We start from the raw sequence: 11443 nt of genomic DNA, 5'->3' as shown, positions 1-11443 counted from the left end.
TGGTTACGCCTTGTGACTAAGTCACTCATAAGACGTATGTTTTCGCTTTTTAGTTTGGTCAGTTCTGGCTGAACACGTTCGGCATAATGTGCGATGAGAGCGGCATCTAAACGGTCGTTCTTAGCTCGTTGACCAATGGCACCAGCAAACCTTTTAATACGTAGTGGGTTGGCAATAACATAAGGTAATTTGGCTTTGTCACAGGCGAGTATAAAAGGCATTTCTAATCGACCTGTAGCTTCGATGACGACACGTTGAGGTTTGTGTTTCTTAATGGTTTTTATGGCATCGCTGATGTCATTTACGGAATTAATTGCGACTTAAAATAAATAAGTGCGACATCGTTTATTTTAGATAGGCTTTAGTCTTCTCTGGTTTATGTTTTTTACTAATGTGGGAGAGGAATAAAGTTCTATACTAAAATAGCGGTGATCACATCAGAGTGCTGCAATTTCTAAACCTAAAATGGGCTTTGTTGTACTGTTTCCAGTTAGTTGTTTTGTAACGAGGTTTCGGCATGAGGCTACGACGATTGATGGGTGTAGCCGATCAGATCGTTGCTTCTAGATTTAGTTCCATCTATTTAAGCAACAAAGCCTCAGTAACTTATTCAAAGGGAATATACTTGTGTTCTTCTAGATATTCATATAGTGATGTTAGTATGGCTAACTGTATGATCCATAATAATAAAGTAATTACATATGACACAAACTCAAGCACAATGTTATTGTCTCCTGAGAGTATATATTTTAGTACGATTGAACATGCAATAGGGAGTAGTCCAACAAGAATAAACACTTCTTTCCTTATTCCCTCACAGGATAAAATAGCCGTTCTAAATGTAATTCCTCCACTCAGATTTATAGTTGAAGGGAGTACAATAGCTATTTGAGAAATAATCCCCATGGTTGGTAGCATTGCTATTAATATACCAATATTCAATGCATTTAAACTTTTTTGGCCAAATCCGGACCAAAATATAGACATAACAATAAAAAGCGATACTGAAAAGAGTAGAAATGTAATTAATATCAGTGATAATAGCCTTAAAATATAGCTAAGAACTCCATCAAAACCAGAAGAACTACTTGATGAGCGATTAAAAGAAGAACCATTAATGATAATTCTATGTGTCATTATAGATAGGTATATGAAAGAAATAGATGCTAATATAGAGCAAATTGACAATATAATGTGGTACTCAAATTTTCCCATATTATGTTCAAAAGACTTAATAAAGAATTCAAATATATAGATCGCCAATAGCGGAAAAAAAGAAAGTATAATAGAATTTATATTTTCATGTATTGATGATAAAGAATCATTTATTATCTTAAGTATAGATATTTTTTTCTTCATATTTAAAAATCCAAATTAGAAAGGTGGTAATGTTACCAACTTTCCGTAACCAGATAAATACAAGTTAAATCAGCAGATCAACAATCTAGTCGGGATGATTTCACTACTTATCGTCCACCCCAAGGAGTGTTGCATCCTTGACAACCATCACTATTTTCGTTTACTCCACCAGAGTGATTGCTCTCGTTATCATTGCCGTGTTTATCATCCCCAGGTCCACCGTAGTTACCACCGCCATTACCTGACTGATGCGAATCAACGATCAAGTGAACATCATCAATAACTACATACTCAGGAATCCCGTTGAGGGCTCCTGAAGCGAATTTTGCGTATGAAGCATTTACAATCGTAGCTGTATTCTTTGAAGTTGAAGCCGTTGCAGTAGTTCCGATTACTTGGCCATAATTATCTACTACAAATCCCGCTTGGCATATTGCACATCCCGGAACTGGAGCAGTATATACGCTATATTCGTCGCTCATGATACTCTCTAGATCATCCACGCCTTCAAATACTGTTAACCCAACTGTAGCACTCCAAGATGACAAATCATCTTCTGAATAATTCCAATCAAAATTCCCCTCGTCCGTTGTAGTCATTCCAACTGATATACTCACTTTACCTGCAGGATTGTTCCCAGAAATACTCAGGACTGTGCTATGAGGGAAGTGTTGTCCACAGCCACCATTACTCTCACATTGAGGCATTACCTTCGTAGTTATTCCATTAGGGTTGTTGTCAAAAGTAACTGCAACTCGACTTACCTGATTATAGTTGTCCATAGTGTGTGAGAGTAATAAAGTCTCATACTAAGTAATAAAGATTCATACTGAGTATTAAAGTATCATACTAAAATGGCAGCGATCACATAGGTACGCTGCCATTTCTAAAACATTTATGCCCCATTATTTGCTAGACCTTTTACTCGTTCACATCCTTTTCATGGGCTTTTCCCCTACAAAAACTTATCCATTCTTCTAGTGGTGTTCGTTTGTAAACCCCAGTGTTGTATTACGGGGGGTAAATTCCAAGAATAGGCGAAATTTGTCTAGGAGATCGGTGGCGGTCCAACTCACTTAACTCGGTGTCCAAAACTGACGGTGCGGATCACTTTTCCTCCCCCCTCTCTCCAAACTTTGGAGTAAATACCTCTTTTCAAAACTCTCTACGGTAAGTGGTTTGGAGTATTTAAATCCTTGAACTCTTGACACATTCATAGAGTTACAAGCTCTGTGTTGCTCAGGAGTTTCTATTCCCTCAGCAATAATCTCATAGTTAAGTGAGCGTGCAAGTGCACAGATGGCTTCAAACAACTGCCGAGAAGTGTGAACTTCGATATCCTTTAAAAAGCTGCGATCAATTTTGATAATATCGATTGGAAAGTATTTGAGATGAGATAAGGATGAATAGCCAGTACCAAAGTCATCAATGGCGATTTGAATACCTAACCGACTGAGCTCGTTTAACGTTTTCGAAGCGTTGCCTTTCGGGAGTAAACAGTTTTCAGTAATTTCAAACTCAATGTGAGAAGCACAGACTCCATACAAATGCAAAAATGCAGCAACCCTTTCGACCAGTTGAGGAGCGGATAGTTGTTTCGGAGAAAGATTCACTGCTAACGTAAAAGACTCAGGAAAGAAGCATGCTGTTCGCCATATCGACATTTGCCTAATCGCCGTTTCAATCACCCATTCACCAATATTCTCAATGAGCCCAGACTCTTCTGCAATTGGAATAAATACGTCTGGTGGGACGAAGCCTAGATCTGGATGATACCAACGAATCAACGCTTCGGCGCCAACAAGTCGCATTGATTTGTCAAATTGAGGTTGATAATGTAATTCGAATTCCTCTTTTTGTATGGCTTGCTTAAGGTTACTTTCAATGCGTAAACGTTGATCAACCGTATCATGAAAGGCTTTAGAATAGTACTGTGCCTGTTTTCGACCTTTCTCTTTTGCCCTGTATAGCGCGATATCTGAACACTTTCTCAACTCTAATGAGTTTGATGCACACTCAGGATAACTGGCTACCCCGATACTAATAGAAACCTCAATACATTGCTGGTCAATGTTGAAATTACTTTCAAACGCAGAGAGTATACGTCGTACAATTAAGTCAACCTGCTCTTCAGACGCTAAGTTAGTTGCAATCACTGCAAACTCGTCACCTCCTATACGAAATAGAGAATCACTATCTCGAGTGTTGTATTGAAGTCTTTGTGCTACTTCCTGTAAAACATGATCTCCCGTGACATGTCCATATTGGTCATTGATGTCTTTAAAACGATCCACATCGATGAGCAAGAGCGCTAAAGGTGTTTGACTGCGTGAAGCCATGAGTAAAAATTTCTTTAAGCGCTCATCAAAAAAGTGTCGATTAAATACCCCTGTTAACGTGTCAGTCTCAGCCAGTTGTTTTAGCTGAGTGTGAGTCTCGAGTACCTTTTGCTCTAAAAAGTAGCGCTCTGTTGCGATGATAATCGCTCTTCTCAAGCGGATCGAAGAAATTTCATTTTTCATCACGAAGTCTTGAGCACCCATCTCAATACATTTCAAAGCCAACTCTTCGTCATTACTATGGCTGAGCATGACAATAGACGTGGAAAAATCCGAATTTGATTTGAGTGCAATGAGCACTTCCATCCCCGTTGATGGTGGCAGTTGATAGTCCAGTAAAATCACATCAAAAGATTGTTTAAGGGCTTTGTCTAACCCTTCATGAGCAGTTTGCGCTTCTTCTATTATCGAGATAGGCAAATCTGTACTACGCAATGTTTTCTTAATTGCAAGTCTATCGATGGTATCGTCATCAATAATTAATACTTTCATATGCTGCCGCCATGAGTCATTGAACTGGTAATTCTACGATGCGCCAGTAGTTATCTAAAAAAGCAAGAACTTCATTAAAGTCCTGGCTCACCGAAGATTTGACCATGTAACCTGCGATATTTTTTTCATACGCTGCCGTAATTTCTTCATCTCTTCTCGAGGTGGTTAGCACAAAAATCACTAGAGAGCAGAGCTCATCATCTCTTCTCACTTCACCAAGAAATTCAAGTCCATTCATTCGAGGCATGTTTAAATCGAGAAGCACAATACAAGGGGGAGGTATTTCCCCATTTCGCAAGCATTCTAAGGCTTCTATTCCATCTCTAGCTCGGTAAATAGGGTTAAGTAACTTCAAAGTGTTGAGTGCTCGCTCGATGCCCATTGCATCAATATCATCATCTTCAACTAAGAGAATATTAACAGGTTTACATTCAGGGGATGTCATGAGGCTTCCTTAACGAGTACGGGGTTATTTTTGGGCCATGAGAAACGGAAAGCACATCCTCCGAGTGGGCTAGAGTCAATAGAATAATGGCATGAGTATAAATCCAGAACTTTCTTAATAATAGAAAGACCTAAACCACTTCCCTCAACAGTGTCTCTCGGTTGTAAGGTATGAAACAATTCAAACACTCTCTCCCTGAATTGTTCTGGGATCCCTGGTCCATCATCTTCAACCACAAACTGATACATGTCTCCGATATCCTCTCCTGAGACATAAATGGTTCCTATTTCCTTGTGGTGATGTTTGACGGCGTTGCTGATTAAATTACGAAGTATTAATTCAAGAGGTGTAGTTAATGTCTCAAACTCTCCGATATGGTTGTGGCAAACCAAAGAGATCTTACGTTGGGGAGAAATCAGTTCTAATGTCTCTTCACAATATTGCTCGAGATTAAATCTCCCTAGCTGGCCAGGCTTACGCCCCACACGAGAGTAAGCGAGTAAATCATCCAACAGTTTTTCCAACCTCTGCACGCGGTTGCTCAGCAAAGACGCATATTGTTCTGTTTGAGGGGTTAAAAACTCCGATAATTCCTCGATTAACCAAGTCACTAGCTGGGAAATACCGCGTAAAGGGGCTTTCAGATCATGAGAGGCGACATAGGCGAACTGATCAAGTTCTCTATTTGCCTCTTGCAATGCTTGATTTCTGACTTGAAGGTCTTTTGTGACCGTTTCTAACTTGTCTGTGCGCAATTGCAAATCTTTGGTCAAATGCTTTGCATACTCATCGACTCGCTCTTTTTCACGAACCAACATGAGAAATAAGATAAATAACAAGACATCCACGATAATACCGAAGATAAGAATAAGCAGAGGTTGAGTGGTATTTTGCTGCGCTTCAAACAACGGCGAACTTTGAATAACGAAGGTCCAAACTCTACCGTATATATTCAACTCTAGAGTTTGTGTAAAGTGCGGATCTGAATGATGGCGAATGTTTGATACATTAAGATCACTGTACAGTAATTCTTGATTATCATAGAGACTGAAATTCACGAGTCGTTTCTCTCCAGAGAGAGTCCCGTTCATCAATTTATTTACAATAAATGGGGCGTATACTAAACCTAAGAAACCATCTTTTGTATCTCCGTAGTACTCAGGAACTTCATCAGAAAACCAGGGGGCATAAAACAGAAAACCCGGCGCCTTTTCCGAGTCTTGAACTAAGGTAATTGGAGCAGTGATGGTGGCTGTATTTGTTAATCTGGCGTTTTTGGCTGCGGTGTATCGGTTGTTTTCATGCGCCATGTCTAGTCCCACGGCCTTTAGGTTATTTTGCATTGGTTCAATGTAGGTAATAGGCCAATATTCGGAAGCAGTTCGAGCAGGATGCGGCATATATTCAGACAGTTGCTTTCTTTGCCATTCTAAATACCGCTTTATTTTGTTATCAGGAACGTAGTGAATAACACCAATACCGTTGATGCCAGGAAAGTGTCGAGGGACATCAAACTGGTCAGCAAAAATTTTCCAGTCTGCTCTTGAGGCAGGAGCTTGATACATATGTAAGGCTGACACTCCTGCGAGCAGTGCCTCCTCATATTTCGACATCCGTTCTTGTACGAGTTCGACCAACTGATGGGCTTGAAACTCAAATTGAGTTTTTGCTTTTTGTTCCACCTGACTCGAGGTTACCGCCCAAGCGGTAAGAGTGAGCACGGCTGACAAAAAAAGTACAAGCCAATGATACCAATGGAGTGCACTTGCCCGTTGAGTCAATAAAGTTATCGTCAAAATTTAACTGACCTTTATAATTGTTATATGTAAATCAACATAATTGATTATTAAATTATATGCAAATATGTTCTTTTTTATGTTTTCTTGTTTGGTTTTATGGGTAGTTTCGTTTCTTCAATAGGTTGCGCGAAAACAAGTCGCCATGGTCTGAGCTGTCTTATCATTAGTGACCACGGTTTCATTATTAAAAAATAAGTGACTAGCGGGCTTGCAACCGTAACTCTCTGAGCTTTAGGCGGGCTTTGTTGCTTAAATCGATGGAACTAAATCAAGAAGCTACGATCTGATCGGCTACACCCATTAATCGTCGTAGCCTCATGCCTAAACCTCGTTACAAAACAACTAACTGGACGCAGTACAACAAAGCCTTAATAAACCGTGGTTCTCTGACCTTTTGGATTGATGAGGAAGCGATAGCCGAGTGGAAGCAAAACAAACAAGGCAAGCGCGGCAGACCTCGCCAATTCAGCGACTTAGCCATTACTACTGCACTGATGGTGAAACGCATATTCTCTATGCCGTTGAGAGCACTGCAAGGATTTCTAGACTCGGTATTTAAGCTGGCTAACATCCCGCTAGTTTGTCCGCACTACACCTGTATAAGCCGTCGAGCTAAGGAAGTTGAGGTTTCATTTAAAACTAAAACCAGAGGTGCGATACAACACCTAGCCATTGGTGCCACTGGCCTCAAGGTTTATGGCGAAGGTGAATGGAAGGTCAAGAAGCATGGTACTGACGGGAAGCGTAGGGTTTGGCGTAAGCTGCATATCGCAGTAGATACTAGCACCCACGAAATAGTCGCAGCAGAGCTGAGCTTATCTAACGTAACCGATGCCGAAGTACTTCCCAACTTGCTTAAGCAGACACGTCGTAAAATCATTGAGATATCAGGCGATGGTGCTTATGACACAAGGAATTGCCATGATGCCATACGGATCAAGCGAGCTGTTCCACTCATTCCGCCACGAGAAGGGGCAGCCTTCTGGGAACGAGGACATCCTCGCAACTTAGCAGTAGGTTGCCAGAAGCTCTACGGCTCCAACAAGAAGTGGAAAAAGCGGTATGGTTATCATAAGCGCTCGCTCTCAGAGACAGCAATGTATCGGGTAAAACAGTTGTTAGGTGGGAAACTAAGCCTAAGGAATTACAACGCTCAAGTTGGCGAGACTTACGCTATGCTCAAAGCGTTGAACAAGCTTACAGGGCTTGGTATGCCTGAAACTCAGTATGTTGTATAGGAATTGCTCAATTCAGGCGGTTTGGTTTCCTGTCCGAATTACGCAACAAAGCCGATTGGGACATACAGTCGTGGTGATATTCGCTATAACAAACTGTTTAAGAGTGATTCGCAACGCGTGGCATTTTTGCTATGCGTTGGTTTTAGTGTTTAAGGTTGTATGCGGAAGCTTCGGTATTGCGTTGCTCACACCTTAACAGGGCGTTATGTGCTTTGCGGCATATGTCACAAACTATGAAACAGATGAGAGTAAAATTCCTCGGAAAATATCTTATAAAATAGGTTTTTCATGAAGTTCAATAGTTTACTTTTCATCGCTTTCTGTTTTGTCTCTAGTTCAGCCATCGCTTCTACCAGTACCTTAGAGTGCGTATATAAAAAGTATTCAGACCCAGAGGGTGTTCATACGGCAAAGAGTGATTTCATTCTTAGATATCTAATTGAACCAGATGCCGACAAAGTTTATGTGCTGGGGAACAATGGTAGTAATGAGGTGGTAAAGGTTCCTGGAAATGATCATGTGTCATTTTTGGAAGCGACTGGGGCAGGTAATGTGATGGTCACTACGATTACAAATACAATGAATACAGTTCATAGTCGAAACACAGTTGGCTTTGGTGGTGACCTGATTCCATCTCAGTACTACGGGAAATGCACAGCCAAGTAGTACGCACATAACAACTGTTTAAGAGTGATTCGCAACGCGTAGCATTTTTACTATGCGTTGAATTTAGTGTTTAAGGTGTTCTGCGGCAGCATCGGTATTGCGTTACTCACACCTTAACAGGGCGTTATATGCCTCTTGCCAGCGTCATATGGGTGGTAGTTTGACGAATAAGTATAATTTTTTGTTTTAACCGTCGATGAGGTCGAAAATGTCTGGGTATATAGATGTAATTATTGAAACATATGTTGGTAAGAATACTACTTCTAGCTCTGGGGTAAGAGCTAGACCAATTAAAGGTCAAGGTTTGGATATATCAATGAATGTTGAATGTTCTTCAAAAATGCGCAAATCCTACCCTGTGGGAACCAAGTTTCTTATCAAAGCTAAAAAGATAAGCAAAGAGGGTGGACCTGAATTCCTTTATGCACACTACAACTCACCATATAAAGTTGTTGAGTAACGATCTAATGTTAAGTGCAGTGAAGCAAATTAGTGCGCAAAAGACATCATCAATAACAGTGCTAAATTTCAATAAACTTTTAGTAGAGGCAAAGGTACCTAGAACACTTATGGGGTACGACTCGTGGGGAAACTTCTCTTTTTCTCAGGTGTTATATGTGTGATGGGATAGGATATATTGCAAGACGGACACGTGATAATCAAAATGCTCCAATTACCATCAAAAGAACAGTGGATGGGGTAAAAACAACGTGTGGTTATCATCTCCAGAAAAATGAAAAGATAGCTTTCCATAAATTGGGTTTATCCGGCATATAACAAACTGTTTAAGAGTGATTCGCAACGCGTGGCACTTTTACTATGCGTTGGTTTTAGTGTTTAGGGTGGTATGCGGCGGCTTTGATATTGCGTTGCTCACACCTTAACAGGGCGTTAAATTCACTAACTATAGTATTTTAAAATGCTGTTCTATATAATCTGTTCAGAATTAAATATGAGTAAGGTTTTATATGGAAAACACAAGTACTAAGCAAGTAATTACCGCGCCAGTGGCATCAATCATTGTTACTTTGACAATATGTTTGACCGTGCTGTTTGCATTGGGATCTTTCAAGGCATCAAATTTAGATTATGCGACAGTTAACTTTGATGGTGGTTATAAAAAAATTGGAGTCATCAGTGAGCAACGTAGCTTTTCAGATGTTGAGGTCAAGTTTAATGACAAAGTGTTATGGTCAGGCTCATTAGATTACGTTGCTGGGGAAATTGCCAATAGCATAGCATCTGAAAAAGATCCTCAGAATATCACATGGAAAGAAGGCGTTACCTTAAGCGGGACAGCTGGTGTTTCATGGGATGGAAGTGAAAGTTCGTTTAAGCTAACGACGGAAACAATCGATTTAGTATCAACTAAGGAAGTTCCATTGTTAGTTCAAGACGTTATTACACAACTACGCACGTTGGACAGAAAGGTAAAAGACGAGAACGATATTAGTGCAAAGCAAGCATTAACTTTTTCAGAAGCTCCTAGTGCTTCATTTACTTTGACGAAGTTTCTTGCAGCATTAAGAAATATGTAAGCCGTTAATTTAACAAAGCATTTAAGAGTGATTCCCAACGCTTGGCATTTTTAGTGCTAATCGTTGGGTTTTGTGTTTATGGTGGTATGGTTAGGGTCAGTGGTAGCGTTGCTCACACCTTAATGCGGCGTTATAGCTCAGGTCAGGTTTACTGCTCCAAAAATTATAGCTACGTTAATCACGTATAGTTTTGCTATCTATACGTTACTTGCGTATACTTTGCGTATGAAAAGTGTATTTGTCGAATCAACCATATTTGAAAAGTACCGTAATGAATATCTCAGCGATGATGAGTTTAGGCTTTTTCAAGCTGAGTTAATGTCTAACCCGAAGCAGGGTGACGTGATTCAAGGTACAGGTGGTTTGCGAAAGATTCGAGTTGCAAGTAAAGGTAAGGGCAAGCGTGGTGGCTCTCGCGTTATCTATTACTTCCTCGATGAAAAGCGTCGTTTCTACTTGCTGACGATTTACGGCAAGAATGAAATGTCTGACTTAACCGCAGACCAAAAGAAACAACTAAAGGCTTTTATGGAGGCGTGGCGTAATGAGCAATCGTGATCTATTTGCGGAGTTAAGTTCAGCACTTGTTGAGGCTAAAGAGCATTCAGAGGGCAAGCTTACCCTTAAAACTCATCAAGTTAACGACATCAGTGAGTTAAATATCTCACCTGATGAAATCGTGAGTATTCGAGAGCAGTTTAATATGTCTCGTGGTGTTTTTGCTCGTTTGTTGCACACATCATCTCGTACGTTAGAAAACTGGGAACAAGGGCGTAGCGCACCAAATGGACAAGCAGTAACCCTTCTAAAGTTGGTTCAGCGTCACCCAGAAACCCTGTCGCACATCGCTGAGCTATAACAAACTGTTTAAGAGTGATTCGCAACGCGTGGCATTTTTGCTATGCGTTGCTTTTAGTGTTTAAGGTGGTATGCGGTGGCTTCGGCATTGCGTTGCTCACACCTTAACAGGGCGTTATGTTCATGGGGGTAATAGTTGAAAAAAGTAGTATTAATTGGAACCAGTCATCTGACTCAGTGGGATCTTGAACGTACCGACTTCTCAGATTATGTTGCATCTATCGTTAAAGAGCATGATATAGCAGCAATCGCTGAAGAAATTGATGGGAAGCCGAGCGTAGTACAGAAAGTTGCAAACGATGTTGGACTTGAATATCTGAATATCTGAATATTGAGGCAAATGCAGAAGAAAGGATTGCTCTGGGAATCTATTCCAATCTATCTATGATCGAGAACGACATATTTATGGAGTTTGATGATCATGAGTCAGAGGAAGCTTTAGAAGAATTGGAACTCAGAAAGCAGCATGGCTACCGCTTGCGTGAACAAGAATGGCTTAATAGGGTTAACGCGTTAGATATATCTCCATTATTAGTGGTCTGTGGTGCGAATCATGTTTATCCATTCAAGGATTTATTACAAGAAAATGGCTATTTAGTTCAAGTTGCAAGTGCGTTGAGAGAATGAACATAACAAGAGACTATGGCGTCAATAGTTAATTTTTGAGGCTATCTGTATCCCACATAACACCATCTCTTAGCATTGAATT

Annotated in this window: 13 protein-coding genes and 1 pseudogene; 8 read left to right on the top strand and 6 right to left on the bottom strand. The window is 40.4% G+C overall.

All coding sequences use genetic code 11. The features are described 5' to 3' along the window. The 6 genes and pseudogenes from NB463_RS08285 to NB463_RS08260 form a co-directional block, all read right to left on the bottom strand. Nucleotides 1-296: pseudogene (locus NB463_RS08285) on the bottom strand (IS110 family transposase); the annotation flags it as partial. A gap of 310 nt (nt 297-606) precedes the next feature. Next, nucleotides 607-1359, bottom strand: a complete 753-nt coding sequence (locus tag NB463_RS08280; RefSeq protein WP_074190737.1) for a hypothetical protein — start codon at nt 1357-1359, stop codon at nt 607-609. A 107-nt stretch (nt 1360-1466) separates the two neighbouring features. After that, nucleotides 1467-1958: a hypothetical protein gene (locus NB463_RS08275; protein WP_131815238.1), complete on the bottom strand. Its 492-nt coding sequence runs from the start codon at nt 1956-1958 to the stop codon at nt 1467-1469. 477 nt (nt 1959-2435) lie between these two features. Further along, a complete protein-coding gene (locus tag NB463_RS08270; RefSeq protein ID WP_074190735.1) occupies nt 2436-4190 on the bottom strand; it encodes a two-component system response regulator in 1755 nt (584 codons plus the stop codon). 16 nt (nt 4191-4206) lie between these two features. Beyond that, nucleotides 4207-4635, bottom strand: a complete 429-nt coding sequence (locus NB463_RS08265) for a response regulator (protein WP_025590354.1) — start codon at nt 4633-4635, stop codon at nt 4207-4209. Further along, the gene (locus NB463_RS08260; protein WP_242657426.1) at nt 4632-6317 is read right to left on the bottom strand and encodes a CHASE domain-containing protein; all 1686 of its coding nucleotides are present in this window, start codon (nt 6315-6317) and stop codon (nt 4632-4634) included. The genes NB463_RS08265 and NB463_RS08260 overlap by 4 nt, the downstream gene beginning before the upstream one ends. 434 nt (nt 6318-6751) lie before the next feature. Here NB463_RS08260 and NB463_RS08255 point away from each other — a divergent pair, with 434 nt between their 5' ends. The 8 genes from NB463_RS08255 (at nt 6752) to NB463_RS08200 (ending at nt 11361) form a co-directional block, all read left to right on the top strand. Continuing rightward, the gene (locus NB463_RS08255; protein ID WP_074190734.1) at nt 6752-7672 is read left to right on the top strand and encodes an IS5 family transposase; all 921 of its coding nucleotides are present in this window, start codon (nt 6752-6754) and stop codon (nt 7670-7672) included. Between the two features lie 288 nt (nt 7673-7960). Continuing rightward, nucleotides 7961-8338 carry a hypothetical protein gene (locus tag NB463_RS08245; RefSeq protein ID WP_074190733.1) on the top strand — a complete coding sequence of 126 codons (378 nt, stop codon included), beginning with the start codon at nt 7961-7963 and terminating at the stop codon, nt 8336-8338. A gap of 208 nt (nt 8339-8546) precedes the next feature. Further along, entirely contained in the window at nt 8547-8798 is a 252-nt protein-coding gene (locus NB463_RS08235; RefSeq protein ID WP_053342874.1) for a hypothetical protein, read from the top strand. A 508-nt stretch (nt 8799-9306) separates the two neighbouring features. Continuing rightward, nucleotides 9307-9876 (top strand): hypothetical protein, encoded by a 570-nt coding sequence (locus NB463_RS08225; RefSeq protein WP_074190730.1) that lies wholly within the window; start codon nt 9307-9309, stop codon nt 9874-9876. Between the two features lie 225 nt (nt 9877-10101). Next, nucleotides 10102-10434 (top strand): type II toxin-antitoxin system RelE/ParE family toxin, encoded by a 333-nt coding sequence (locus NB463_RS08220; protein WP_012600340.1) that lies wholly within the window; start codon nt 10102-10104, stop codon nt 10432-10434. Further along, nucleotides 10421-10735, top strand: coding sequence for a helix-turn-helix domain-containing protein (locus NB463_RS08215; protein ID WP_017049537.1), 315 nt, complete (start codon nt 10421-10423; stop codon nt 10733-10735). The genes NB463_RS08220 and NB463_RS08215 overlap by 14 nt, the downstream gene beginning before the upstream one ends. Nucleotides 10736-10870: 135 nt before the next feature. Beyond that, the gene (locus NB463_RS08205; protein WP_074190728.1) at nt 10871-11062 is read left to right on the top strand and encodes a hypothetical protein; all 192 of its coding nucleotides are present in this window, start codon (nt 10871-10873) and stop codon (nt 11060-11062) included. A 77-nt stretch (nt 11063-11139) separates the two neighbouring features. Next, nucleotides 11140-11361: a hypothetical protein gene (locus NB463_RS08200; protein WP_131815237.1), complete on the top strand. Its 222-nt coding sequence runs from the start codon at nt 11140-11142 to the stop codon at nt 11359-11361. Nucleotides 11362-11443 lie beyond the last annotated feature (82 nt).

Source organism: Vibrio sp. RM-41-2B, from assembly GCF_024744415.1.
GTDB classification, from domain to species: Bacteria; Pseudomonadota; Gammaproteobacteria; order Enterobacterales; family Vibrionaceae; genus Vibrio; species Vibrio diabolicus.
The sequence above is the reverse complement of the archived record's forward strand: the minus strand, read 5'-3'. Positions and strand labels throughout refer to the sequence as shown.

Coding starts and splice junctions, on each gene's coding strand:
- NB463_RS08255 (WP_074190734.1), top strand. CDS start 6,752: ATGCCTAAACCTCGTTACAAAACAACTAACTGGACGCAGTACAACAAA.
- NB463_RS08215 (WP_017049537.1), top strand. CDS start 10,421: ATGAGCAATCGTGATCTATTTGCGGAGTTAAGTTCAGCACTTGTTGAG.
- NB463_RS08200 (WP_131815237.1), top strand. CDS start 11,140: ATGGAGTTTGATGATCATGAGTCAGAGGAAGCTTTAGAAGAATTGGAA.
- NB463_RS08280 (WP_074190737.1), bottom strand. CDS start 1,359: ATGAAGAAAAAAATATCTATACTTAAGATAATAAATGATTCTTTATCA.
- NB463_RS08220 (WP_012600340.1), top strand. CDS start 10,102: ATGAAAAGTGTATTTGTCGAATCAACCATATTTGAAAAGTACCGTAAT.
- NB463_RS08245 (WP_074190733.1), top strand. CDS start 7,961: ATGAAGTTCAATAGTTTACTTTTCATCGCTTTCTGTTTTGTCTCTAGT.
- NB463_RS08225 (WP_074190730.1), top strand. CDS start 9,307: ATGGAAAACACAAGTACTAAGCAAGTAATTACCGCGCCAGTGGCATCA.
- NB463_RS08270 (WP_074190735.1), bottom strand. CDS start 4,190: ATGAAAGTATTAATTATTGATGACGATACCATCGATAGACTTGCAATT.
- NB463_RS08275 (WP_131815238.1), bottom strand. CDS start 1,958: ATGACTACAACGGACGAGGGGAATTTTGATTGGAATTATTCAGAAGAT.
- NB463_RS08235 (WP_053342874.1), top strand. CDS start 8,547: ATGTCTGGGTATATAGATGTAATTATTGAAACATATGTTGGTAAGAAT.
- NB463_RS08265 (WP_025590354.1), bottom strand. CDS start 4,635: ATGACATCCCCTGAATGTAAACCTGTTAATATTCTCTTAGTTGAAGAT.